The sequence below is a fragment of the Streptomyces sp. NPDC050211 genome (assembly GCF_040656035.1).
Taxonomy (GTDB): Bacteria; Actinomycetota; Actinomycetes; order Streptomycetales; family Streptomycetaceae; genus Streptomyces.
Genome location: NZ_JBFALC010000079.1, coordinates 14,738 through 39,282 on the forward strand (window position 1 = coordinate 14,738; position 24,545 = coordinate 39,282).

Annotated in this window: 17 protein-coding genes and 1 pseudogene; 8 read left to right on the forward strand and 10 right to left on the reverse strand. The window is 71.2% G+C overall.

The window, feature by feature from the left end; genetic code table 11:
* Positions 1 to 35: 35 nt before the first annotated feature.
* Together AB0I98_RS43165 and AB0I98_RS43170 are read right to left on the reverse strand one after the other, a co-directional pair.
* Positions 36 to 3,410: an ATP-dependent DNA helicase gene (locus AB0I98_RS43165; protein ID WP_362951521.1), complete on the reverse strand. Its 3,375-nt coding sequence runs from the start codon at positions 3,408 to 3,410 to the stop codon at positions 36 to 38.
* Between the two features lie 266 nt (positions 3,411 to 3,676).
* A complete protein-coding gene (locus tag AB0I98_RS43170; RefSeq protein WP_328357351.1) occupies positions 3,677 to 4,090 on the reverse strand; it encodes an MGMT family protein in 414 nt (137 codons plus the stop codon).
* A gap of 177 nt (positions 4,091 to 4,267) precedes the next feature.
* On the opposite strand from AB0I98_RS43170, the gene AB0I98_RS43175 reads away from it, so the two are divergent.
* The 3 genes from AB0I98_RS43175 to AB0I98_RS43185 all read left to right on the forward strand — a co-directional run bounded on the left by AB0I98_RS43175 (position 4,268) and on the right by AB0I98_RS43185 (position 10,376).
* Positions 4,268 to 7,057, forward strand: a complete 2,790-nt coding sequence (locus tag AB0I98_RS43175) for a lysylphosphatidylglycerol synthase domain-containing protein (protein ID WP_362951522.1) — start codon at positions 4,268 to 4,270, stop codon at positions 7,055 to 7,057.
* 61 nt (positions 7,058 to 7,118) lie between these two features.
* Positions 7,119 to 8,663 (forward strand): alpha/beta fold hydrolase, encoded by a 1,545-nt coding sequence (locus tag AB0I98_RS43180; protein WP_362951523.1) that lies wholly within the window; start codon positions 7,119 to 7,121, stop codon positions 8,661 to 8,663.
* Positions 8,664 to 8,801: 138 nt separating this feature from the next.
* Entirely contained in the window at positions 8,802 to 10,376 is a 1,575-nt protein-coding gene (locus AB0I98_RS43185; RefSeq protein WP_362951524.1) for an alpha/beta hydrolase, read from the forward strand.
* Positions 10,377 to 10,438: 62 nt separating this feature from the next.
* Here the strand turns inward: AB0I98_RS43185 and moeZ are convergent, their stop codons facing one another.
* The 7 genes and pseudogenes from moeZ to AB0I98_RS43220 form a co-directional block, all read right to left on the reverse strand.
* Entirely contained in the window at positions 10,439 to 11,617 is a 1,179-nt protein-coding gene (gene moeZ, locus AB0I98_RS43190; RefSeq protein WP_362951526.1) for an adenylyltransferase/sulfurtransferase MoeZ, read from the reverse strand.
* Between the two features lie 63 nt (positions 11,618 to 11,680).
* Complete coding sequence (locus AB0I98_RS43195; RefSeq protein WP_362951527.1) at positions 11,681 to 12,430, reverse strand: spherulation-specific family 4 protein; 750 nt, start codon at positions 12,428 to 12,430, stop codon at positions 11,681 to 11,683.
* On the reverse strand, positions 12,418 to 13,377 hold the full coding sequence (locus AB0I98_RS43200) for an NAD-dependent epimerase/dehydratase family protein (protein ID WP_328357368.1): 960 nt from the start codon (positions 13,375 to 13,377) through the stop codon (positions 12,418 to 12,420). Before AB0I98_RS43200 ends, AB0I98_RS43195 begins: the two co-directional genes overlap by 13 nt.
* A 307-nt stretch (positions 13,378 to 13,684) precedes the next feature.
* Positions 13,685 to 14,968 (reverse strand): hypothetical protein, encoded by a 1,284-nt coding sequence (locus AB0I98_RS43205; protein WP_362951529.1) that lies wholly within the window; start codon positions 14,966 to 14,968, stop codon positions 13,685 to 13,687.
* Positions 14,965 to 16,695, reverse strand: coding sequence for a DUF3492 domain-containing protein (locus AB0I98_RS43210; RefSeq protein ID WP_362951531.1), 1,731 nt, complete (start codon positions 16,693 to 16,695; stop codon positions 14,965 to 14,967). Before AB0I98_RS43210 ends, AB0I98_RS43205 begins: the two co-directional genes overlap by 4 nt.
* A gap of 225 nt (positions 16,696 to 16,920) precedes the next feature.
* Positions 16,921 to 18,231: pseudogene (locus tag AB0I98_RS43215) on the reverse strand (DUF3152 domain-containing protein); the annotation flags it as partial.
* A 278-nt stretch (positions 18,232 to 18,509) separates the two neighbouring features.
* On the reverse strand, positions 18,510 to 19,508 hold the full coding sequence (locus AB0I98_RS43220) for an alpha/beta hydrolase (RefSeq protein WP_362951532.1): 999 nt from the start codon (positions 19,506 to 19,508) through the stop codon (positions 18,510 to 18,512).
* Between the two features lie 231 nt (positions 19,509 to 19,739).
* Between AB0I98_RS43220 and AB0I98_RS43225 the strand changes: the two genes are divergently transcribed.
* From AB0I98_RS43225 to AB0I98_RS43240, 4 genes are all read left to right on the forward strand, one after another.
* Positions 19,740 to 19,961 (forward strand): hypothetical protein, encoded by a 222-nt coding sequence (locus tag AB0I98_RS43225; protein WP_210577228.1) that lies wholly within the window; start codon positions 19,740 to 19,742, stop codon positions 19,959 to 19,961.
* Positions 19,962 to 20,132: 171 nt separating this feature from the next.
* The gene (locus tag AB0I98_RS43230) at positions 20,133 to 20,774 is read left to right on the forward strand and encodes a TetR/AcrR family transcriptional regulator (protein WP_147993574.1); all 642 of its coding nucleotides are present in this window, start codon (positions 20,133 to 20,135) and stop codon (positions 20,772 to 20,774) included.
* Positions 20,775 to 20,943: 169 nt separating this feature from the next.
* Positions 20,944 to 21,171: a DUF3107 domain-containing protein gene (locus tag AB0I98_RS43235; protein ID WP_210577227.1), complete on the forward strand. Its 228-nt coding sequence runs from the start codon at positions 20,944 to 20,946 to the stop codon at positions 21,169 to 21,171.
* 181 nt (positions 21,172 to 21,352) lie between these two features.
* The gene (locus AB0I98_RS43240) at positions 21,353 to 21,622 is read left to right on the forward strand and encodes a hypothetical protein (RefSeq protein ID WP_328371944.1); all 270 of its coding nucleotides are present in this window, start codon (positions 21,353 to 21,355) and stop codon (positions 21,620 to 21,622) included.
* Positions 21,623 to 21,731: 109 nt separating this feature from the next.
* Here AB0I98_RS43240 and AB0I98_RS43245 read toward each other — a convergent pair whose 3' ends face one another.
* Positions 21,732 to 22,487, reverse strand: a complete 756-nt coding sequence (locus AB0I98_RS43245) for a ferritin-like domain-containing protein (protein ID WP_210577226.1) — start codon at positions 22,485 to 22,487, stop codon at positions 21,732 to 21,734.
* 504 nt (positions 22,488 to 22,991) lie between these two features.
* Here AB0I98_RS43245 and AB0I98_RS43250 point away from each other — a divergent pair.
* A partial coding sequence (locus AB0I98_RS43250) for a DEAD/DEAH box helicase (RefSeq protein WP_362951534.1) occupies positions 22,992 to 24,545 on the forward strand: 1,554 nt, incomplete at its 3' end.

Consider the following 24,545-nt stretch of genomic DNA (forward strand, 5'->3'; position numbering starts at 1 on the left):
GAGGAAGCGCAGGTCAGCACAGGTGGTGCGGTATCTCACTCCACCACGTGGCGTCCCTCGGGGCGCGCGCTGCACGACGCCCGGAACGCGCAGTGCGCGCAGTGCTGGCCGGATGTCGGCGTGAACCGCTCGTCCAGGACCTTGCCCGCGGCGGTGGCCAGCAGGTCGCCGACCCACTCCCCCTCCAGGGGCTGTTGCGCCTGCACCTTGGGCAGGGTCTCGCCGCCGTCCCGCCGGGCGGCGCCCTGGCGCAGCTGGACGAGTTCGGCGCCGCCCGGCTCGGGGCGGCGCCCGTCGAAGGCGTCGTCGACGGCGCCCTCGCGGACCGCGAGTTGGTAGACGGCGAGTTGCGGATGGTGGGCGACCTCGGCAGCCGTGGGCGCCTGCTTGCCGGTCTTGAAGTCGACGACATAGGCGCGGCCCTCGCCGTCCGCCTCGACGCGGTCCATCTGGCCGCGGATGCGCACCTCGTAGTCGCCCGCTTCGAGGGTGACGTCGAAGTCGTGCTCACTGGCGACCGGAGTACGTCCCGTCCGGTCCATGACGTGCCACTTCAGGAACCGCTCGAGCGCCACGCGCGCGTGCTCCTTCTCCTGCGCCGACTTCCAGGGCGCGTCGAAGGCGAGCGCGTTCCACACCGAGTCCAGTCGCTCCATGAGGACGGCGAGGTCGGCCGGGGTGTGCCCGGAGGCGACCTCGTCGGCGAGGACGTGCACCACGTTGCCGAAGCCCTGGGCGACGGTCGCGGGCGCGTCCGCCTTCACCTCACGGCCCAGGAACCACTGCAGGGCGCAGGTGTTGGCAAGCTGGTCGAGGGCGCTGCCGGAGAGGACGACGGGCTGATCGCGGTCGCGCAGCGGCACCTTGGACTCGGTCGGCTCGTACATGCCCCACCAGCGGTAGGGATGCGCGGACGGCACCAGGGGGCGGCCGTCCTCGTCGGCGAGCGCGGCGAGCCGGGCCAGCCTGCGGGCGGCGGCCTCCCGGAGGGTGTCGGAGACACGCGGGTCGACCGTCGTCGCGCGCAGTTCGGCCACGAGCGCCGCGACGGACAGCGGGCGGCGCGGGCGGCCCGTCACGTCCCTGGGTTCGACGCCCAGTTCGGTCAGGAAGCGGGACGGCTGGTCGCCGTCGTCCGCGGGCGCCTTCACGGCCGTCACGACGAGGCGTTCACGCGCGCGCGTGGCGGCCACATAGAACAGGCGGCGCTCCTCGGCGAGCAGGGCGCCCGGCGTGAGCGGTTCGGCCAGTCCGTCGCGGCCGATGCGGTCGGCCTCCAGGAGGGAGCCGCGGCGGCGCAGGTCCGGCCAGAGTCCCTCCTGGACGCCCGCGACGACGACCAGGCGCCACTCCAGGCCCTTCGAGCGGTGCGCGGTCATCAGGCGCACCGCGTCCGGTCGTACGGCACGCCGCGTGAGTGTGTCGGCGGCGATGTCCTCGGCCTCGATCTCCTCCAGGAAGTTGAGGGCGCCGCGCCCGCCGGTGCGTTCCTCGGCGCGGGCCGCGGTGGCGAACAGAGCGCATACGGCGTCCAGATCGCGGTCCGCGTTGCGCCCGGCCGCGCCTCCGCGCCGGGCGGCCCGCTCCAGCCGTGCGGGCCATGGAGTGCCGTCCCACAGCTCCCAGAGCGCCTCCTCCGCCGTACCACCGCCGGCCAGGCGCTCACGTGCCTTGCGCAGCAGCGCGCCGAGTCGCTGAGCGCCCCGCGCGTACGCCGGATCGTGCGCGACCAGCCGCTCCGGCTCGGCCAGCGCCCGCGCGAGGAGGTCGTCCGACGGCGGCGGCAGCGGGTTGCCCCCGGCCCGCTCCTCCTCGCGCAACGCCCGGCCCAGACGGCGCAGGTCGGCCGCGTCCATGCCGGCGAGCGGGGAGGCCAGCAGGGTGAGGGCGGTTTCGGTGTCGAGCCAGGAGGTGTCCGACTCGGCTTCTCCCGAGGCATCGGCCTCTCCGGAGGCGCCGGCCTCTGCAGAGGCATCGGCCTCGCCTGCCCCCTCGTCCCGTACGCCCCCCTCGGCCGCCTCCGCCGTCGCCACCGCCCGCAGTGCCGTCAGCAGGGGTGCCACCGCAGGTTCGTGGCGGAGGGGCAGGTCGTCGCCGTCTATGTCCAGGGGGACGCCGGCCGCGGTCAGCGCGCGGCGGACGGTCGGGATGGTGCGGGACCCGGCGCGCACCAGGACGGCCATGTCGCTCCAGGGGACGCCGTCCTCCAGATGCGCCCGGCGCAGGATGTCGGCGATGTTGTCCAGCTCGGTGCCGGGCGTCGGGTACGTGTAGACCTCGACGCGACCGCCGTCATGGACCGGGGTGAGCTCCCGGTGGGCGCGGACCTTGTCGGCGGGGAGCCGGGTCAGCGGCATCCGCTGGGTCAGCAGCCGGGTGGCGCCCAGCAGGTCGGCGCCGGAGCGACGGGAGGTGCGCAGGACCTCGACGGGCGCCGGGCGGCCGTCCGCGCGCGGGAAGGCATCCGGGAACTCCAGGATGCCGTTCACGTCGGCGCCCCGGAACGCGTAGATCGACTGGTCGGGGTCACCGAAGGCGACGAGGGTGCGCCCGCCGCCCGCCAGCGCGTGCAGGAGTCGTACCTGAGCCGGATCGGTGTCCTGGTACTCGTCGACGAACACGGCGTCGTACCGGTCGGCCAGCCGGGCGGCGACCTCGGGGCGACGGGCCAGGAGCACCGCGCGGTGGACGAGTTCGGCGTAGTCGAGTACGCCCTGCAGGTCGAGCACGTCGAGGTACTCGGCGAGGAAGGTGGCCGCCGCCCGCCAGTCGGGGCGTCCGATACGGCGGGCGAAGGCATCGAGGGCATCGGGGTCAAGGCCCAGTTCGCGGCTGCGGGCGAGGACCGCGCGGACCTCATCGGCGAAGCCGCGCGTGGTCAGACAGGCGCGCAGCTCGTCCGGCCAGCGCACGTGTGCGAGGCCGAGCCGCTCCAGATCGGGTTGGCCGGCGAGCAGTTCCCGGACGGCTACGTCCTGCTCGGGGCCCGACAGCAGCCGTAGGGGCTCCACGAACAGGTCGCTGTCCTGGTGGGCGCGGACCAGGGCGTAGCAGAACGAGTGGAAGGTGGTCGCCTGCGGCGCGTGCGCCGCCCCTATGCGCAGTGCCATGCGGTCGCGCAGCTCGACGGCCGCCTTGCGGCTGAACGTCAGGACGAGGACCCGCTCAGGGTCCACGCCCCGGGCGATCCTGGTCGCCACGGATTCCACGAGCGTGGTCGTCTTGCCGGTGCCCGGACCGGCGAGGACGAGCAGTGGACCCCTGCCGTGGTCAACCACCGAGCGCTGGGCCGCGTCCAGATGAGGGGGAACCACTCGCACCGGCGGGGTACGGACCAGCCGGTAAGCGCCATGGCTCCCCTGTCGCACCTGGGAGTGCGACAGGCGCCTGGTGGAGGAAGAGGAGCTCACGTGGTTCGCCGGTCCTGGTGGGTGTGCTGGTTTGCGATCCGCGGCGCGTTCAGGGCGTTGGCCGCGTGGTGAGGGGGACGCGTGCCGCCGACGCTACGCCGACGGATGGTGCGGAAGCAGGGCTTCCGATTGGCGCATCCGCCCCGTCGGTGCGCTCACGTCTCGTGCGTCCCTCACTCCACGAACGTACGGCATGCCACGGACGTGCCCTGTTTCCCCCGTACGGGCCACAGGTTGCCCCTGGGTGGGTCCGATGGCGGAAGCTGTCAGGTGTGAGGTTCCGCGTGTTCGCCGCCGTCCCACCGCGCCCGCTTCATGTCGACCCGAGGCAGGTGGCCCTCGGCCGCCCTGCTCGCCTCCTTCAGCGGTGTGCCCTCCGCGCGGTAGTGGTCGAGCGCCCGCAGTTCGTGACCGGGCAGCAGGACGCCGTCCGCACGGATGACCCGCCACCACGGAACGGCTCCTCCATAGAGCGCCATCACCCGGCCGACCTGCCGGGGCCCTCCCTCCCGTCGCCCACCACCGCCCTTGCCGGAGAGCGCTCCGCGCTCGCCCCCTTCGCTCTGAAGCCACTCGGCGACATCGCCGTACGTCATCACGCGCCCCGGCGGAATCAGCTCGGCGACCTCGAGGACCCGCTCTGCGTACTCCGGAAGGCTCTCCTCGCTCATCCGTCCCATCCTGCCGTACCCCACCGACAATGTGACGCCCTCGTGACTGTGCGTATCCCTCGCTCCCGAGCGGCGCTTCGGGCAGACTGTGCGCCCCCGCGTTTGCACCCTGATGCCCCTGTGTGTCGGTGGGGCATGCCACCATCGTGCGGGCGGTGATCGGTGATACGAGATCAAGAAGAGACGATGAAGCAGCAGGGTGTGCACCCGGAGGACGCGAAGAGCACCTCTGACGCTTCGTCGCGCCCGCACACCGCCGACGCGGACGACAAGGACGCGCACGACACAGCCGAGGAGGCGGTGGTCGCGAGCATCTCCGGCCCAGGTGCCGAGCACTTCGACGAGGCCCACCCCGACGAGGACGACCCGCACACCGACGAGGTCGAGGGCGACGAACCGCTCCTCCCCGCGCGCGTGCACCGCCCGTCCGACCTGATGCGTCTCCTGGTGGGCGTGCTGGCCGTCGCCGTGCTGATCGCGATCGCAGCGTTCGCGCACGGCACCACCTCGGGCCTCGAACAGGACATCAACAAGGGCACCGGGCAGGCACCCGATCTGCTCATCAAGATCGCGGGACTGGCGTCCAGCATCGCAATCCTCCTGGTGCCGGTCGCGTTCGCGATCGAGCGGCTGATCAAGCGGGACGGCCTGCGTATCGCCGACGGTGTGCTCGCGGCGGTCCTCGCGCACGGAGTGACGCTCGCCACCGATCTGTGGGTCGCCAAGGCGGCACCCGACTCGATCCAGGAGGCGCTCACCCAGCCCTCCCCCGGCGACATCCACGCCCTCACCGACCCCGTGCACGGCTATCTCGCCCCGGTCATCGCCTACATGACGGCCGTCGGCATGTCGCGTCGGCCACGCTGGCGCGCGGTGCTGTGGATCGTGCTGCTCCTGGACGCCTTCTCGATGCTCGTCACCGGCTACACCACGCCGTTCTCGATCATCCTGACGGTGCTGATCGGCTGGACCGTCGCCTACGGGACGCTGTACGCGGTCGGCTCGCCCAACGTCCGTCCTACCGGACGGACACTGATGGCGGGCCTGAGGCATGTGGGCTTCCGCCCGGTAACCGCGTCCCGCGAGGACACCCAGGAGACGGCGGAGAGCGGCGACCGGGGCCGGCGCTACTTCGTCACCCTGGAGGACGGTCCACCGCTGGACGTCACGGTCGTCGACCGCGAGCAGCAGGCACAGGGCTTCTTCTACCGGGTGTGGCGCAATCTGACGCTGCGCGGCATCGCCACCCGCCGCAGTCTGCAGTCGCTGCGCCAGGCGCTGGAGCAGGAGGCGCTGCTCGCCTACGCGGCCATCGCGGCCGGTGCCAACGCGCCCAAGCTGATCGCCACCTCCGAGCTCGGCCCGGACGCCGTGATGCTCGTCTACGAGCACACCGGCGGACGCACACTCGACTCGCTGGACGACAAGGAGATCACCGACGATCTGCTGCGCAGCACTTGGCACCAGGTGCAGGCGCTGCAGTCGCGGCGGATCGCGCACCGGAGGCTGGCAGGCGACGCGATCCTGGTGGATCGTTCCGGCACGGTCATTCTCACCGATCTGCGCGGCGGCGAGATCGCGGCCGGTGAACTGCTGCTGCGCATGGACATCGCCCAACTGGTGACGACGCTCGGGCTGCGCGTGGGCGCCGAGCGCGCGGTGGCCTCCGCGGTCGAGGTCCTCGGTCCCGACGCCGTCGCCGACTGTCTGCCGATGCTCCAGCCCATCGCGCTGACGCGCTCCACGCGCGCGACACTGCGGAAACTGGCCCGGGAGCGGGCGCAGCGCGAGCGCGACGCCGTCGTGGAGGCGTCCCGGCAGGCCAAGCAGGCCCGGCTGGACGAGGCCCACGGCCAGGCCCACGAGGACACGAAGCCCGTACTCGACAAGCTCGACAAGAAGGCCGTACGAGCGGAGCAGCGAGCCGAGAAGCGGGCCATCGACGAGGCCATGGAGGAGGCGCGCGAGGAGGATCTGCTCACGCAGATCCGCCACCAGGTGCTGCTGATCAGGCCGCAGGCGCCGGTCGAGCCGGCCCGACTGGAGCGGGTGCGGCCACGCACGCTGATCAGCCTCATCGCCGGTGCGATCGGCGCGTACTTCCTGCTGACGCAGCTCACGCACATCGAGTTCGGTCCGCTGATCGCCAACGCCGAGTGGGGCTGGGTCGCGGCGGCCGTGCTGTTCTCGGCGTGCAGCTACTTCGCCGCGGCGATGGCGCTGCTGGGGTTCGTGCCGGAGCGGGTGCCGTTCCTGCGGACCGTGGCCGCCCAGGTCGCCGGGTCCTTCGTGAAGATCGTCGCCCCGGCCGCGGTGGGCGGCGTGGCTCTGAACACACGGTTCCTGCAGCGCGAGGGCGTGCGGCCGGGGCTCGCGGTGGCGAGTGTCGGCGCCTCTCAGCTGTTCGGGCTCGGCGCCCACATCATGATGCTGCTGGCCTTCGGCTATCTCACCGGCACCGAGAAGACGCCGTCGCTGTCGCCGTCCCGGACGGTCATCGCGGGTCTGCTGACAGTGGCGGTGCTGGTGCTCGTGGTGACCTCGGTGCCGTTCCTGCGGAAATTCGTCTCCACGCGCGTGAGGTCGCTGTTCGCGGGTGTCGTGCCGCGCATGCTCGACGTACTGCAGCGCCCGCAGAAGCTGCTGACCGGCATCGGCGGCATGCTCCTGCTGACCGCCTGCTTCGTGATGTGCCTGGACGCGTCGATCCGCGCGTTCGGCAACGAATCGACGTCGATCAGCATCGCCAGCGTCGCCGTCGTCTTCCTCGCCGGCAACGCACTGGGATCCGCCGCCCCGACACCGGGCGGTGTGGGCGCGGTCGAGGCGACCCTGACGGTCGGTCTGATCGCCGTAGGCCTGCCCAGTGAGGTCGCCGCCCCCGCGGTGCTGCTGTTCCGGCTGCTGACCCTGTGGCTGCCGGTGCTGCCGGGCTGGCTGGCCTTCAACCACCTGACGCGCAAGGGCGCCCTGTAGGTCGTACCTCGTACGGCTCGCGCCCCGAGCGCACATCCGGGCGCCACCGCAGGATGGGGTCATGCCCAACCGCTCCCGGCTGCGCGCCGCTGCCCTGACCGCCACCGCCGTGCTGCTGTCCGCCGTGCTGGCGGGCTGCGGCGACGACTCGCAGAACGAGGATCTGTCGGCCCAGTCGCTGAGCTGGAAGGACTGCCCGGCCCCGTCCCAGGCGCAGGGCGGCGGAGGCGCCCCGTCACCTCTGGCGAACGGCGACGAATGGCAGTGCAGCACCATGAAGGCGCCGCTCGACTGGGACGAGCCCAAGGGCGACACCATCGGTATCGCGCTCATCCGCGCCAAGGCGAGCGGCGACGAGAGCAAGCGCATCGGCTCGCTCATCTTCAACTTCGGCGGGCCCGGAGGCTCGGGCGTCACCACGCTGCCCGCCTTCGGCGAGGACTACGCGAAACTGCGCACCCGCTACGACCTGGTGAGCTTCGACCCGCGCGGGGTGGGCCGCAGCGCCCCTGTGAAGTGCGAGAACGACCAGCAGCTCGACGCCTACTTCCAGCAGGACGCCACCCCCGAGAACGCCGCCGAGCGCACCGAACTCCTGGACAGCACCAAGGAGTTCAACGCGGCGTGCGAGAAGAACTCCAAAAAGGTCCTGCCGCATGTGCGCAGCACCGACGCGGCCCGTGACCTGGACCTGATGCGCCAGGTCCTCGGCGACGACAAGCTGCACTACTTCGGCATCTCCTACGGCACCGAACTCGGCGGCGTCTACGCCCACCTGTTCCCCAAGAACGTGGGCCGAGCCGTGTTCGACGCGGTCGTCGACCCGACGGAGAACCCCGAGCAGGGCTCGCTCGGCCAGGCCGAGGGCTTCCAGCTCGCACTCGACAACTTCGCCGAGCACTGCACCTCGCAGGTCGAGGACTGTCCGATCGGCGACAGCGCGCAGGACGTCAAGAACCGCATCGCCAAGCTGCTGAAGGACCTCGACAGAAGGCCGATCACCGGCGTCTTCCCCCGCGAGCTGACCCAGACCGCGGCGACCAGCGGCATCGCACAGGCCCTGTACTCCCAGGACTTCTGGGAGTACCTCACTCAGGGCCTGGATCAGGCGTACGACGGCAACGGCCAGATCCTGATGCTGTTGTCCGACTCACTGAACGGGCGCAGCGAGAACGGCGAGTACAGCAACCTCACGGCGGCCAACATCTCCATCAACTGCGCGGACGACAAGCCGCGTTACACCCCCGCCGACGTGGAGCGGAAACTGCCGGAGTTCCGGGCCGCCTCGCCGGTGTTCGGCGACTATCTCGCCTGGTCCATGATCAGCTGCACGGACTGGCCCGTGGCGGGCTCCGCCGACCACCCTGACGTGAGCGCGCCCGGCGCGGCCCCGATCCTGGTCGTGGGCAACACCGGCGACCCGGCCACACCGTACGAGGGCGCGCGCAAGATGGCGCAGGCGCTGGGCAAGGGCGTCGGTGTCGAGCTCACGTACAAGGGGCAGGGGCACGGCGCCTACGACAGCAAGAACAAGTGCGTGCAGAGCGCGGTGAACGGCTATCTGCTGGACGGGAAGGTCCCGGCCGCCGGGACCGTCTGCTCCTGAAGCCAGGACTGAAATCCAAGCAAACATGCAGGTCAGAAGGTTATCCACAGGGCCCGGCAGGTGCTGCGAGATCCGCCTACCATGGCCTGACCGCCATCCGCGGATCCAGGCGGACGGCTTGCGAGGGGGGAATTGCACATGGCACGTATCGTCCGGTGGACGGCTCTGACGGCCGCCGCCGCACTGCTGGCGGCGGGCTGCGGAAGCGGCTCGTCCGACGACGGGAAGGACGGGGAGGAGAGCAGCGGGGGGCGGTCCTCCACTACGGCGCCGTCGTCCGGTTCCTCCGGCACGGCGGGGGGTACGGCGGATCGGCTGCCGTCCTCACTGACCTCGCAGAAGCTGGACTGGGGGCGCTGCGAGGCTACCGCGGACGCGCCCGCGCCGGGCGGCGACTGGCAGTGCGCGACGCTCAAGGTGCCGCTGGACTGGGCGAAACCGGACGGCGAGACGATCGGCCTCGCGCTGATCCGTGCCAAGGCCACCGGGGACGACCGCATCGGATCGCTGCTGTTCAACTTCGGCGGCCCGGGTGGCTCGGGCGTCTCCGGCCTGCCGTCGTTCTCATCGTCGTACACCCTGCTCCGCGAGCGCTACGACCTGGTGAGCTGGGACCCGCGCGGCGTTGCCGCCAGTGAGGGTGTCCGCTGCCGCGGCGACAAGGAGATCCAGGCCGCCGAGGCCGCCGACGTGACCCCGGACACCGGGGCCGAGGAAAAGGCCTACCTCCAGAACTCGGCCGACTTCGCGAAGGGCTGCGAGAAGGACGCCGGGGAGCTGATGGCCCATGCGTCCACCACGGACACCGCCCGCGACATGGACCTGATGCGCCAGGTCCTCGGCGACGCCAAGACGCACTACTTCGGCATCTCCTACGGCACCGAACTCGGCGGGGTCTACGCCCACTTGTTCCCGCGGAATGTGGGGCGGCTGATCCTGGACGCGGTCGTCGACCCGACCGCCGGGACGGTGGGTCACGCCGAGAACCAGGCCAGGGGCTTCCAGCGCGCGCTGGACAACTACGTGAAGTCCACCGGCCAGGACCCCAAGGAGGGCTCCCGGAAGATCGCGGACCTGCTGGACCGGATCGACGCGGATCCGCTGCCGACGTCGTCCGGCCGGGAGCTGACGCAGACGCTCGCGGTCACCGGCCTCGCGCTGCCGCTGTACAACCGTGCGACCTGGCCGACACTGACCAGTGCCCTGACGGCGGCGGAGGAAGGCGACGGCTCCGAACTCCTGGCGCTCGCCGACGGCTACAACGAGCGTGACGCATCGGGGCACTACGGCACGACGACCCACTCACAACGGGTCATATCGTGCTCGGACGACAAGGAGCGGCCGACGGCCGCCGAGGCGAAGAAGCTCCTGCCGAGGTTCGAGAAGATCTCGCCGGTCTTCGGGGACTTCTTCGGCTGGGACACGGCCGGCTTCTGCCACGACTGGCCGGTGCCCGGACAGTACGAGACCCCGGAGGTGAGCGCGCCCGGAGCGGCGCCGATCCTGGTCGTCGGCACCACCGGCGACCCGGCGACGCCGTACGAGGGCGCCCGCAGGATGGCGGACGAACTGGGCCGGGGCGTCGGCGTGATGCTGACCTGGAAGGGCGAGGGTCACGGCGCGTACGGCAACGGGAACGACTGCGTCGACTCGACCGTGAACGCGTATCTGCTCGACGGCAAGGTGCCGAAGGACGGCAAGGTCTGTTCATGACGACGGCGGGGGCCGCGCGCACCCGTGGTGCATGCGACCCCCGCCGTTCGGAAGACCTGAGGTCAGTAGACCGGCTTGCTCGGCTCGATCTGGTTGACCCAGCCGATCACGCCGCCGCCGACGTGCACGGCGTCCGCGAAGCCCGCGGACTTCAGCACGGCGAGGACTTCCGCACTGCGGACACCCGTCTTGCAATGCAAGACGATCTTCTTGTCCTGCGGGAGGGTCTCCAGGGCAGTGCCCATGAGGAACTCGTTCTTCGGGATCAGCTTGGCGCCCGGGATGGAGACGATCTCGTACTCGTTGATCTCGCGGACGTCGATGATCTCGATGTTCTCGCCGTCGTCGATCCACTCCTTGAGCTGCTTGGGAGTGATCGTCGAACCGGCCGCCGCCTCCTGGGCCTCCTCGGAGACGACGCCACAGAAGGCCTCGTAGTCGATGAGCTCGGTGACGGTCGGGTTCTCGCCGCAGACCGCGCAGTTGGGGTCCTTGCGGACCTTGACCTGGCGGTACTGCATCTCCAGGGCGTCGTAGATCATCAGGCGGCCGACGAGCGGCTCACCGATGCCCGCGAGGAGCTTGATGGCCTCGTTGACCTGGATGGAGCCGATGGACGCGCACAGCACGCCCAGGACACCGCCCTCGGCGCAGGAGGGAACCATGCCGGGGGGCGGGGGCTCCGGGTAGAGGCAGCGGTAGCAGGGACCGTGCTCGGACCAGAAGACGGAGGCCTGGCCGTCGAAGCGGTAGATCGAACCCCAGACGTACGGCTTGTTCAGCAGCACGCAGGCGTCGTTGACCAGGTAGCGGGTCGCGAAGTTGTCCGTGCCGTCGACGATCAGGTCGTACTGGCTGAAGATCTCCATCACGTTGTCGGCCTCGAGCCGCTCCTCGTGAAGGATCACGTTCACGTACGGGTTGATGCCCTTGACGGAGTCACGGGCCGACTCGGCCTTGGAGCGGCCGATGTCGGCCTGGCTGTGGATGATCTGGCGCTGCAGGTTCGACTCGTCGACCTCGTCGAACTCAACGATGCCGAGGGTGCCGACGCCCGCGGCGGCCAGGTACATCAGGGCAGGCGAGCCCAGGCCGCCAGCGCCAACAGCGAGCACCTTGGCGTTCTTCAGCCGCTTCTGCCCGTCCATCCCGACGTCAGGGATGATCAGGTGACGGGAGTACCTGCGGACCTCGTCTACGGTGAGCTCAGGAGCTGGCTCGACCAGGGGTGGCAGCGACACGGGGGCTCCGTTGGTCGGTCAATCACTACAGTTGTTCTCCCCGTAACAGTGCCATGCGCTTTTTCATTCCGAGACACCCGTTCCGACCCGCGAGACGATGTCGTCCCAGTAGCCGGGCATCGTCTCCCAGGGGTCGGTGCGGCCGCCGTGGTCCGTGCGGTCGGTGAACCAGATCGTCGAGGCACCCTGCCAGCGGGCGATGCGCAGCGCCTCGTCGAGGTGGCCGAGGGGCACTCCGTGCACCAAGTGGCAGAAGCGCTCGGGCGGGTGGTCTGCGGTCCACTCCGCCACCTGCGACCAGCGGTAGTCGCTCCACGGGCCGGAGAAGGTGACCAGTTGGTCGGCGCTCTCGGCGTAGCCGGGGTGGGGATGGGTGCCGTGGCCGAGGACGATGTGGGGGTCGTCACTGATCGCGCGGAGTGTGGTGACCGTGCGGTGGACCTCCGGGAGCGCGGCGCCTTCGGTGGGACAGCGGTCCAGGAGGAAGCCGTCGACCTGGTACCAGTCGAGATAGCGGTGCGCTTCGGAGATCAGCTCACCGAACACTCGGGCGCCGTAGGTGGTGTCGAGGTGGCCGAGGACGCGCAGGCCCGCGTTGCGGAGCCGGCCGGCCGCTTCCAGGCAGTGCGGGTCGGGGCGGGTGCCCGGGCCGTCGGCGACATTGAGGACGGCCCAGTGCACCGGGGTGCCGGGGCGGGTGAGTTCGGCCCACTCGGCGGGGGCGACGAGGGGGTGCGCGAAACCCGGGATGCCGAAGCCGGTGCGCAGGTCAGTGCTGGCAGTGCTCGGTTCGGTGCTGGTCAGATGCGGCATGCCGCCTCCATCCAGATGTCGGCGAGGGACTCTTCGAGGTTGATCCGGGGGCGCCAGCCGAGCCGGTCGCGTGCGGTGCGCACATCGGCCTGCTGCCAGCTGCCGCAGCCGTCCGGGTACGGGTACGCGACCGGGGCCGCGTGGTCCGATTCGGAGCGGGGATGGCCGATGGTGGCCCTCAAGGGGCCCGGGTGGCCGTCGAGTTCATGGAGGGCACCGCCATATCCGGCCACGCGCGCGAGGACCGCCGCGGCATCACGGAGACGGACGGCGCGTCCCGAGCCGATGTTGATGACGCCCTGCGCGGCGGAGAGCGAGGCGGCGTGCACGGCGCGGGCGACGTCGCGCACGTCGATGAAGTCGCGCTGGACGCCGAGGCCGCCGAGCTTGAGCTCACCGTCGCCGGACTGCATGGCGCGGCGCATGGCTTCCGCCAGGCGGCCGAGCGGGGAGCCGGCGGGGGTGCCGGGGCCTGCCGGTGAGAAGACGCGGAGGACCACGGCGTCCAGGCCGGAGCCGAGGACGAGTTCGGTGGCGGCGAGTTTGCTGACGCCGTACGGGCCGCCGGGGCGGGGCACGGCGTCCTCGGCCGTGGAGGAGCCGGGCTGGCTGGGCCCGTACTCGGCGCCGCACCCGATCTGGACGAGGCGGGCGCCGCAGCCGCTGCGGCGAAGAGCCTCGCAGACGGTGGCCACGGCGACGGTGTTGTGGCGGGTGAGTTCGCGGGCGCCGCCTCGGGTGGCGCCGGCGCAGTTGACGACGACACCGGGGTGCACCGCGTCGAGGAAGCGGGTGAGCGCGCCGGGGCTGCCGGACGCGAGGTCGAAGCGGACGTCCGCGTCGTCGCCGCGGCCGAGCGCGGTGAGCTGGACGGCCGGGTCGGCGAGCAGACGGTCGGCGACGAAGCGGCCGAGGTAGCCGTTGGCTCCGATCAGCAGGACCCTCATCGGGCGGCTCCCGGGGCCGAGGTTCCGGGTCGGGAGGTGATCATCTGGGGTTCTCCTTCTCGGGGGTGGTGGTTCGGGGCGGCCGGCATACAGCCGACCGGCCGGGGTGTGTGTCGCCCGCTGTCGCGTCGTGCGTCATGGCGACTCGTCTGGTGCGCGCGTGGCATGGCGACTCGTCCGGTGCTGGGGGCGTGGAACGGCGACTCGTCCGATGCGCACGTGGCACGGCGACTTGTCCGGTGCGGAGGGCGTGGAACGGCGACTCGTCCGATGCCCACGTGGCCCGGCAACTCGTCAGATGCGCGTCTCATGGCGCCCCGTCCGATCGCGCGTGGGCCGAAGCCCTCGTCAGTCGGCGGTTCGCGTGGAGCAGGAGGGTCAGGGCGGCGGCTCCGCAGGCAAGGGCGGGGACGCTGCCGGGGCCCCAGGTCTCGACGAGCATGTCGACGGAGGTGGCCAGGAAGCCGCAGCCGGGGAGGCGGCTCGCGAAGACCGTGGCCAGGGCCGCTCCTTCGACCGTCGCCGTCGCGATGAGGACGACCGCGGGGGCGTGCGTGAAGCCGTGGGCGGTGAGGAGGCGGGCCAGGAACAGGAGGGCGCCCAGGGTGAGGGCCTGGGCGTAGGCCGCGGGCTCGTCCAAGGCGGCGCCGGTCAGGGCGAGGAGGGCGGTCAGGAGGCACAGGAACAGGGCGAACGTGCCGCACAGCAGGGGTCGTACGGAGGAGGTGAACTCGTTCAGGCCACGACTGGCCACCAGTTTGCGGCGGACTCGTGCGGCGAAGAGGTGGGCGCTCCACGCCGCGGGTGCGCAGGCCAGGGTGAGGGCCAGGACCGGTGCGGTGGCCAGGGGCCAGGGGCCGCCGTCCGTGGCGCCGGTGGGCAGGCCGTCGGGTCCTCCGGCCACGGCCACGCGGAGCAGTCCGTCGCCGAGGACGGCGTAGGCCACCAGCCACCAGATCCAGATGCCGCTGCCGGGCTCGGGCGTGCGGCTCTTCGGGGCGAGCGGGCCGCGGGACAGGGCCGCGCGGATGCCGAGAGCCACGGCCAGGACGCCGACGGCCGCCGTGATCAGGCGTGGTTGGCCGTGGGTGAGGCGCAGGCCGGCCAGCGTGGCCGCGCACAGTGCGCCCGGCAGCAGGGTGAGCAGCGCCCAGTCGGCTCGGAGCCGGAGGGCTGTCGGCGGCGTGGGGCGGTGGGTTGTCTCGCCGTCACGCGAGACACGGGCGTACATCTCCTCCGCCAGGGAGAAGACGTCCCGGTGGCGGAAGCGGGACGCGGTGCGGTCGGTGACGCCGTGGGCCTCCAGGCCTGCCGCGATCTCCAGGGGATCCACGGCGCGTTCGCACAGCTCACGATGACGGTGCATCAGTGCCTTCACCGGATCCGCGGCAGCGGCACGACGCCCGGGAACGTGGGCGTGGGCCGGGGCAGTGTCGGGAGCGGACTTGTCGGCCTCTGCCTCGCGCTGTGCGGGCGGCTGCCCGGCATCGCTCAAGCAGGCGGCTCCCGACAGCCACTCCTCCGAGCGCGTGTCCCACGCTCCGGCGCCGGCGGGTGTGCCGGGGCGATCCAGTTCGCCGAGGTCGCTCATCGTGCTCCCTCCGTCGCGGGTACGGGGCCGCCCGCGCGTACCGGCCGTCCCGTCGCCCAGCCAGGGCCACCGCGGGCCGCAACACGGGCCGCCGGGTCGGTCCAGCGGCCGGGGACATGGGCTTCGGCGGGGGCACCGAACGGCAGGGGTTCTCCGGCGTCGTCGAGGACCACCCGGCGGACCGGGCACTGCGAGACGATCTCCAGGTAAATGCCGTGAAATGCCGCGGTGTTCTGCTCCACCGTGAAGAGTTCGAGCGCGCGGGCTCGGGCGGCGGCACCCAGGCGTGCACGGCGCTCGGGGTCGCGCAGTAGCGCCACGCACGCCTCGGCGAGCGCCCGCGGGTTGCGCGGCGGCACGACCAGCCCGGTGCCCCCGATGACCTCCACGACGGCGCCGACGTCGGTGGACACCGTGGCGCGACCGCAGAACATGGCCTCGACGAGGCCGATCGGGAAGCCCTCGACGACGCTGGACAGGACCGCCACCGCTCCCCCGGCGTACGCCTCGGCGAGCGTCGGAGCTTCGGGGCCGCCGATCTCCTCGAAGGTCACCGGGTTGCGGCCGACCGCGTGCGGGCCCTCCGCCTCGTCCGGGAAGAGCTGGGCGGCGAGTGCCTTGCAGTGGGCCAGGTAGGCCGCGCCCTCGGCACCCGAGGGGGTGCCGACGATCCGCAGCCGGGTCTTCGGTTCCTCCTTGCGGACCTCCGCGAAGGCGTGCAGCAGGGAGACCAGGTCCTTGGTGGGTTCGATCCGGCCGACCCAGACCAGGGCGTCCGGATCCACGCACTCCGGCGCCTCGCCCACCTCCGTGAAGCGGGCGGCCTCCATGCCCGGGTACACCGTGCGCAGCTTCTGACGATCGGCGCCGCAGCGCTCCTGCCAGCGGCGGGCGTGCGAGTTGCCGGGCGTGATGACGGCCGCCCGGCGGTAGATCTCGGCGGCGAGCCGACCGTGGAAGGCCGCGAGCAGGGCCCGTACGGCTGGTGCCGCGTCGCCGACGGTCAGGTAGTGCGTGCGCAGCTGTACGCCGTACTCGGTCACCAGCAGCGGTACGCCCGAGAAGTGGCGCGCGACCAGCCCCGGCAGGGCCGCCGGACCACCGGACGCCGCGTGGCACAGGTCGACCGAGCCGAGCCCGTCGTCCTCGTACCAGTCGAGCGACAGAGGGCGCAGGGCGCGTTCCAGGTGCGCGGCGACGGTGAGGAGTTCGGGTACGCGCGCCTCCCGCGCCGTGCGCAGGGCGCCGCGCGCACGACAGGCGCGTTCGAGAGCGCGTACGGCGGTCTCGGAGCGGAGCGCTCCCACCAGGCCGCCCTCGTCGCGGGCGAGTTCGGCGAGCCCGTACAGCGCACTGCCGAAACGGTCCGCCTCAGAGGTGGTGCCTGCCTCAGAGGTGGCCCCTGCCTCAGGGGTGACCTCCGCCCCGATGTCCCCCGTCGCGCACAGGGCAGCCGCCAACTCGCCGTAGCAGTCGGCGAAACGCCGCCGCGCCCGCCGCCCGTACCGGACACCGTCGTCCTCGGCCGTCCACAGCGGCGCCGTCCGTACCCGGCCGACCTGCGACGGCAGCGGCACCCAGCCCTCGTCCTCCTGGCGTGCACTGCGACTGAGCGCGTAGACGTCGAACTCGTGCTGCTCGAGCCCGCGCACGAGCCGGTCGCACCAGAGCCTGGCGTCACCGCTCACATACGGATAGCCACCCTCCGTAAGCAGTCCGATGCGCACAAGTGCACCCCCGATCTCCCGTATGGGGAGCCGCCGTTGACTCGACGGCTCGCAGCGGGAAGAACGTATGCGGACAAGGCGGTGGCGCGACGGACGGTTGTCCATCACGCCACCAAAAGGGGTGAACGGTCGTAACTTTCCCGTGCGGATCGCGTTCGATCGCGCTAAGAGATCAAGCAGTTACGTTTCGTTAGATCGCGGCACGGCCGACTTCGGTGCCGTGCGTCAGCTCCCGGGATACGGCCAGGGGTTGGCCCGGCAGCGGATCCCGTCGTGGTTGAGGAACTTGGTCTGCTGCTGCATGACCGGGGCGAGGTCGCCGTTCTTGTCGCAGGTGACGTGGTTGTACTCGAGCCGGTGACCGATCTCATGGTTGATCAGCATCTGCCGGTACGCATGCATCTGATCGCCGTACGTCTTCGCCCCCTGCGCCCATCGATACGCGTTGATCATCACGCGCTCGGTCGACGCCGAGTCGCAGGACACGTTGTCCTCAGTCGTGTCCAGGCCGGACTTGGCGCACCACTCGGCGGTGGTGCCGGGGCTGGCGAGCGTGATCACGAAGTCGGGCTTGCCGGAGTAGATGCGCTCGAAGGTACGGGCGCCGCCGTGGGCCCAGCTCCGGTCGTCATTGAGCGTCTTCTGCACGGCCTGCGCGAAGAGTTCACCGTCGAGCCCGAGCCCCTGCTCCACGTCCACGCGGTAGGTGTACTTCTGTCCCGTGCCCGGCGCCTTGTCGATACCGGCGATCGCTTCGAACTTGCCGGAGCCGTCGAGCGTGGCGCTGAGCGGGTACTTCTGGTCCATCTTCTGCGCATACGTCAGCGTCGCCTCGCTCGGCGCCGTGGAGGGCGTCGGCTGCCCGTCCGCACGCGAGGCACCGTCACGGGCGTCCCGGGCCTGGTCAGTGGCCGACTGCGACTGCACGCCGTCGTCGTCGCGCCCGCCGGTGACCTGGCCGGCCACGACGACGGCCAGCACGGTCGTGACCGCGAGGGCCGCGATCCCCGCGAAGGTCCGCCCCTTGCCGCCCCTGGCCTGCGCGGGCTCGCCGGTGGGCGGCGCGTCGTCGGCGTCGGCCTCGGTGTCGTTCGCGATGCCGGTCGCCGCGGCGGACCATTCGGTGACGGAGGCGTACGGATCGGAGGACGTGGGCGCACGGGGCGAGAAGACATCGACGTCCTCACCGAACGCATCGACGTACTCCTGACGCGGCCCGCCCGGAGGCGCCTGCCGCTGTCGCGGTATCGAGGCGCCGGGCCCAGCCGGAGCCCCGTACCCGCCCCCACCACGCCCCCTCGACTCACCCCAGCCCCCACCGGGTTCCCGCTGCTCGGGGTGGCCACCCCGGACTTGGGGGACCCCGCGCGCGGGCGTGCCGTCGGTGTAACGGGGGGTGCCGTGAGCGGGAGTGCCGTCGGGGAACCGCGGGGTGCCATGGGCAGGCGTACCGTCGGGAAGCCGCGGGAACCCGTGCGCGGGGGTTCCGTCGGGAAGCCGCGGGAAACCATGCGCGGGCGTCCCGTCGGGAAGCCGTGGAAAGCCGTGGGCCGGAGTGCCGTCGGGAACCCTGGGAACACCCCGAGCCGGCGTCCCGTCCGCAAGCCTCGGAAAGCCATGCGCCGGCGTGCCATCAGGAACCCGCGGCCCACCGCGACCAGAAGGACCGTCAGGAACCCTCCCGCCACCCCGCCCAGAGGAACCGTCAGGCCCCCTCGGCGCACTCCGAGGCGCCGGAGTGCCATCGGAGGAACCACCCTTGACCGCGCCCTTGGGCGCAGGTCCGCGCCGACTGTGGCGTCCCACCTCGCCCCTCAGCTCCCCGCGGTCTCGACGGCGGTCCCCGTGACGGCACTCAACTCACCGGTGTCGGCGAGGAGTTCCTGGAAGGCCCGCGCCACCACCTCGGGGTACTCCATCATGGCCACGTGCCCGGCGTCCGGCAAGGACACCAGCCGGGAGGATCGGAAGGAACGGGCCGCCTTCTGGCTCATGCGGTAGCCGACGAGCTGGTCCCGGCCGCCGTATATGAGAAGGGTCGGCGCGAGGACGCGCTCGGCCTGGCGCCACAGCGCGTGCTGGCCGCCCAGCGTGTACGCGTTGACGATTCCGCGCGCGGAGCGTGCCAACGCGTCCCAGAAGTACGGCAGTTGCAGCCGCCGCGCCATCTCCTCCACGGCGTTGTCGAACTCCTCGGGCGTCACACGCCCGCGATCGCCGTAGCAGAGCGCCATCACCCCGCGCACCCGCTGCTCCGCGGACCAGTCCCTGCTGTACCGGGTGAACAGGGTCGCCACACCGGGCAGCGCCAGCAGGGCCGTCGGGACGGCGGTGGGCTGGATACGCAGTTCCGGAAGGGCGGGCGACACGAGTGTGAGCGTACGCACCAGATCGGGGCGCACGGCGGCGACGCGGGTGGTGACCGCGCCGCCGAGCGAGTTGCCGAAGAGGTGCACGGGCCCGCGCCCGGAGGAGTCGAGATAGCGGATCACCGCGCGAGCATGGGCGGTGATGGAGTAGTCGCCGTCGTCCGGTGGCGGGGAATCGCCGAAGCCCGGCAGATCGAGGGCCTCGCTGTCGACATGCGCGTCGAGCATCGGCATCAGCCCCGACCAGTTCTGCGAGGAACCGCCGAGTCCATGGACGTACAGCGCGGGCGGCAGACCTGCGCGGGCCGCGGGCCTCGACCGGACCGTCAGCGTGATTCCCGGCAGCCGCACCGACCGGAGCCGCTCACCCTCAGCGACCCTGACGGGCGACACTTTCGGGAGCGCACTGCTGGCCGGCGCGGACGGGAGCTCGGTCGAAGACATGCAGCAATGTTACGAGACGATCACGCAGTGGTTCATGTGTTCGCCATCACAAGCCCCGCGCGAATTACGAGAGCTGACGCCCCTGGCCCCCACCCGGACGCACCGCGTCACGATCCGGACGCGGATCGCATAGCGTCCGGATCGGGTGTCTCCTAGGCTCGTACAGAGGGCACCCGCATGTGGCCCCTGCTTTCCCAGGGACGTTCGTAGGAAGTAGGAAGGGAGCCCGTCATGGCCGTAGACCCGACCGATCCCGACACCTTCGAGGAGATCGAGGAGAGCGACGAGGAGATCGACGTCGAGGCCCCGGAAGGCGATGCCGCCGAGCAGCAGGCCGATGTCGCGCCCGATCGCGACGACTCGCTGAACGGCGTGGACCCGGACCGTGCCAGCGAGGCGGATCTGCTGGAACAGGCCCGCGTGGTGTCACTGGACGAGGACGACTACCGGTGAGCAGCAATGAGGCGGCATAATGCCCGACCCACCCCTGTTTGAAACCCTTCATCCCGCTTTCGTAGCCGTCCGGTCCGTGAAATTCTGCGCTCGCACCGCGCACACCACGGTTACCGAAAAGTACGATGGCCGCGCGGCGCACACCGCATGTGGACGACTTTGGGAGGCGGCGTGACAGCCATCGAGCAGACAGAGGCGGCACGCCCGAGGGGCACGCGCCTGCCGCGCCGGGCCCGGCGGAACCAGTTGCTGGGCGCCGCCCAGGAAGTCTTCGTGGCACAGGGCTACCACGCGGCCGCGATGGACGACATCGCCGAGCGCGCCGGCGTCAGCAAGCCGGTGCTGTACCAGCACTTCCCGGGCAAGCTCGACCTCTACCTCGCCCTGCTGGACCAGCACTGCGAGTCCCTGATCCAGGCCGTACGCCACGCGCTCGCGTCGACGACCGACAACAAGCAGCGCGTACGGGCGACGATGGACGCGTACTTCGCGTACGTCGAGGACGACGGCGGCGCCTTCCGCCTGGTCTTCGAGTCCGACCTGACGAACGAGCCCGCGGTACGCGAGCGCGTCGACAAGGTCACCAACGAGTGCGCCGAGGCGATCTGCGATGTCATCGCGGAGGACACCGGCCTCTCGCGCGCCGAGTCGATGCTGCTCGCCTCAGGGCTCGGCGGCCTCGCCCAGGTGGTGGCCCGCTCCTGGCTGCACAGCGACCGCAGCGTCCCGCGCGACCAGGCGGTCCAGCTGCTGACCTCACTGGCCTGGCGGGGCATCGCCGGCTTCCCGCTGCACGGCAGCGAGCACCACTGACCGCCGTACGGCACCGAGGCACGAGGCACCATGACCGTCCGTTTGTTCCCGCCCGCTGTTCGCTCCTGGCGTTCCCCTGCGCAACGTGTACATCCCCTCACCGGGCTAATGTGTGCTGCGTACGGCGCGCAAGGTCGCGCACTTCACTGACCGTCGGAGGGACATAGCCGTGGAGGTCAAGATCGGCGTGCAGCACGCGCCCCGCGAGATCGTTCTGGAGAGCGGTCAGAGCGCCGAGGAGGTCGAGCGGGCGGTGTCCGACGCGCTGGCCGGCAAGTCGGCACTGCTGAGCCTCGTGGACGAGCACGGCCGCAAGGTCCTGGTCCCGGCGGACCGCCTCGCCTACGTCGAGCTCGGCGAGCCGGCACCGCGCAAGGTGGGCTTCGGCGCGCTGTAGTCACGTGTGAAGGAAAGGGCCCGGCGGTCGCTCGACTGCCGGGCCCTTTCCTGTCCCCTGGCCGATTTCCTTCACATACGGAGCACATATCGAGCACACAGGAGGATTGCATTCCGCAGGTCACGGGTATGACGGGCTACGTCCGTGGTGCGCAGGCAGGCTGTGTGGGAGGGACCCCGTGATGATCTTGGAAGCGCTCGGCTCCGCAGTGCTCGGACTGGCACTGGCCTGGGCCGCGATCCACCGCCTCTCGCACCGCCTCCCCGCCCGCTCCCTGGTCCTCCCGACCGGCGTAGCAGGCGCCCTCCTCGGCGCCTTCCTCACCCACAGCGCCCTGGACGCAGGCAACGTCCTCCTGATCCTGACCGGCGCGGCTACGGTCTCCGCAGCATCGCTTTCCCTGCTGGTACGCCCGTCAGGAAGACTGAGGCGCCGATCAGCAACGGCGTAATCCCTGAAACGCCGTCCCATACAGTGCCCCGTCAGGGGCGCGGGGAACTGCGCGACCAGCCCCCACCGGCCCGCAGCCGCGAAACAACCCGACGCACCCCCACGGAGCGCTAGGCCGCCAACCCCAACGCAGCCATCCGCTTCGTATGCGCCTCAGTGATCCGCGAGAACATCCTCCCGACCTCAGCAAGATCGAACCCGTCGGCAACCCCACCCACCAACATCGTCGACAACGCATCCCGGTCGGCCACCACCCGCTGAGACTGCGACAACGCCTCCCCCATCAACCGCCGCGCCCACAGCGCAAGCCGCCCACCCACCCGCGGATCCGCATCGATCGCCGCCCGCACCTTCTCCACGGCGAACCCGGCATGCCCGGTGTCGTCCAGCACCGCCAGCACCAGCTCGCGCGTGTCCGCGTCGAGCCGCGCGGCCACCTCACGGTAGAAGTCACTGGCGATCGAGTCGCCGACGTACGCCTTGACCAGCCCCTCCAGCCAGTCCGAAGGCGCCGTCTGCTTGTGGAAGCCGTCCAGCGCCGCGACGAACGGCTCCATGGCCCGCGTCGGCTCCTCCCCGATCTCCGTGAGCCGGTCGCGCAACCGCTCGAAGTGGTGGAACTCGGCCGACGCCATCTTCGCCAGCTCCGCCTTGTCCGCCAGCGTCGGCGCCAGCTTGGCGTCCTCCGCCAGCCGCTCGAACGCCGCAAGCTCTCCATAGGCGAGCGCGCCGAGCAGGTCGACGACCGCGGCGCGGTACTGCGGGTCGGCGGCGGCCTTCGCCCAGTCCTGGGCGGCGACTCCGGTGGCTTCGGCGGGGGCGTCGGAGGCGTTGTCAGGCTTGTCAGAGGTCGTCATGAAGCGCACAATAGCCCGCTCGCCGCACTAAGGAAGTCCCTGGTCAGTCACTGTGACGACGACTACGTGAAGTGGTGTGACGACAACAACGTGACCTAATCGGCCATCGCATGTGCGCGTTTCCGGGGTATGGTGGTAATGCGCCTGCTGAGTACATCGACGTAGCTCGACGGTTACTCGACAGGCCGCACGTATGAGGATGCCCGGTCGGTGGCCCGATCGGCTCCGACCAGACAGCTCTCCACGGCCGTAGGCACTCTGCGTACAAAGCCTGGAGGGACCCTCAGCGGTTCGAGCGCTAGAGCGTCGGCAGAGGTCTCCCGTGCCATACGGCTCGCCGTACGGCAGCCGACGTCCCCGGCACGGTCTGACACGACCCCCGCGCTCGCCTCGCGCCGCGCACACAGAAGAGGCAGCACCCTGACTACCACTTTCCGAGAGCTCGGGATCCTTCCCGAGACCGCCGAGGCCCTTGAAGCCGTCGGCATCATCAACCCCTTCCCCATCCAGGAGATGACGCTCCCCGTCGCCCTCACGGGCACCGACGTCATCGGCCAGGCCAAGACCGGCACCGGCAAGACGCTGGGCTTCGGCCTTCCGCTTCTCGAGCGCGTCACCGTCCCCGCCGACGTCGAGGCGGGCCGCGCCAAGCCCGAGGCGCTCACCGACGCCCCGCAGGCGCTCGTCGTGGTCCCCACGCGCGAGCTGTGCACCCAGGTGACGAACGACCTGCTGACCGCGGGCAAGGTGCGCAACGTCCGCGTGCTCGCCATCTACGGCGGCCGGGCGTACGAGCCTCAGGTCGAGGCCCTCAAGAAGGGCGTCGACGTCGTCGTCGGCACCCCGGGCCGGCTGCTCGACCTCGCGGGCCAGAAGAAGCTCAACCTCAAGCACATCAAGGCGCTCGTCCTCGACGAGGCCGACGAGATGCTCGACCTGGGCTTCCTGCCCGACGTCGAGAAGATCATCAACATGCTTCCGGCCCGTCGTCAGACGATGCTGTTCTCGGCGACCATGCCGGGCGCGGTCATCGGTCTCGCGCGCCGCTACATGTCGCAGCCCACGCACATCCGCGCCACGGCGCCGGACGACGAGGGCCAGACGGTCCGCAACACCGCTCAGTTCGTCTACCGCGCGCACAACATGGACAAGCCGGAGATGGTCGCGCGCATACTGCAGGCCGACGGCCGCGGTCTCGTGATGGTCTTCTGCCGTACGAAGCGGACGGCGGCGGACCTCGCCGACCAGCTGCAGCAGCGCGGCTTCGCCTCCGGCGCGGTCCACGGCGACCTCGGCCAGGGCGCCCGCGAGCAGGCGCTGCGCGCCTTCCGCAACGGCAAGGTCGACGTCCTCGTCTGCACCGATGTCGCAGCGCGCGGCATCGACGTCGAGGGCGTGACCCACGTCATCAACTACCAGTCCCCCGAGGACGAGAAGACGTACCTGCACCGCATCGGCCGTACGGGCCGCGCGGGCGCCAAGGGCATCGCGATCACCCTCGTCGACTGGGACGACATCCCGCGCTGGCAGCTGATCAACAAGGCGCTGGAGCTGAACTTCAACGACCCGCCGGAGACGTACTCCAGCTCCCCGCACCTCTTCGAGGAACTGAACATCCCCGCGGGCACCAAGGGCGTTCTGCCGCGTTCGGAGCGCACGCGCGCCGGGCTCGCGGCCGAGGAGGTCGAGGATCTCGGCGAGACGGGCGGACGCGGCGGTCCGCGCGGCCGCGGTGGCCGTGACGGCCGTGGCGGCCGGGACGAATCCCGCTCCGCCGACCGTGAGCGCCCGGCTCGCACGCCGCGTCGCCGCCGCCGTATGCGCGGCGGGTCCGAACTGGACGAGACGGCCTCCAGCGGTACGACCCCCGTCGCGGACACCCCGTCGGAGACCACCGCGGACGACGTGACCGCTCCCCGCACCCCGCGCCGGCGTCGCCGCACCCGCAGCGGAGCTGCGGAGCAGGTGACGACGGCCACGGAGCCGACCGCCGAGCCCGCGGCAACCGCCGTAGCGACCGCGGAGGGCCCCGCGCTGGACGCCCCCGAGGCCCCGGCCAAGCCGCGC

Coding starts and splice junctions, on each gene's coding strand:
- AB0I98_RS43170 (WP_328357351.1), bottom strand. CDS start 4,090: ATGGGACGGATGAGCGAGGAGAGCCTTCCGGAGTACGCAGAGCGGGTC.
- AB0I98_RS43175 (WP_362951522.1), top strand. CDS start 4,268: ATGAAGCAGCAGGGTGTGCACCCGGAGGACGCGAAGAGCACCTCTGAC.
- AB0I98_RS43180 (WP_362951523.1), top strand. CDS start 7,119: ATGCCCAACCGCTCCCGGCTGCGCGCCGCTGCCCTGACCGCCACCGCC.
- AB0I98_RS43185 (WP_362951524.1), top strand. CDS start 8,802: ATGGCACGTATCGTCCGGTGGACGGCTCTGACGGCCGCCGCCGCACTG.
- AB0I98_RS43195 (WP_362951527.1), bottom strand. CDS start 12,430: ATGCCGCATCTGACCAGCACCGAACCGAGCACTGCCAGCACTGACCTG.
- AB0I98_RS43200 (WP_328357368.1), bottom strand. CDS start 13,377: ATGAGGGTCCTGCTGATCGGAGCCAACGGCTACCTCGGCCGCTTCGTC.
- AB0I98_RS43205 (WP_362951529.1), bottom strand. CDS start 14,968: ATGAGCGACCTCGGCGAACTGGATCGCCCCGGCACACCCGCCGGCGCC.
- AB0I98_RS43220 (WP_362951532.1), bottom strand. CDS start 19,508: ATGTCTTCGACCGAGCTCCCGTCCGCGCCGGCCAGCAGTGCGCTCCCG.
- AB0I98_RS43225 (WP_210577228.1), top strand. CDS start 19,740: ATGGCCGTAGACCCGACCGATCCCGACACCTTCGAGGAGATCGAGGAG.
- AB0I98_RS43240 (WP_328371944.1), top strand. CDS start 21,353: ATGATCTTGGAAGCGCTCGGCTCCGCAGTGCTCGGACTGGCACTGGCC.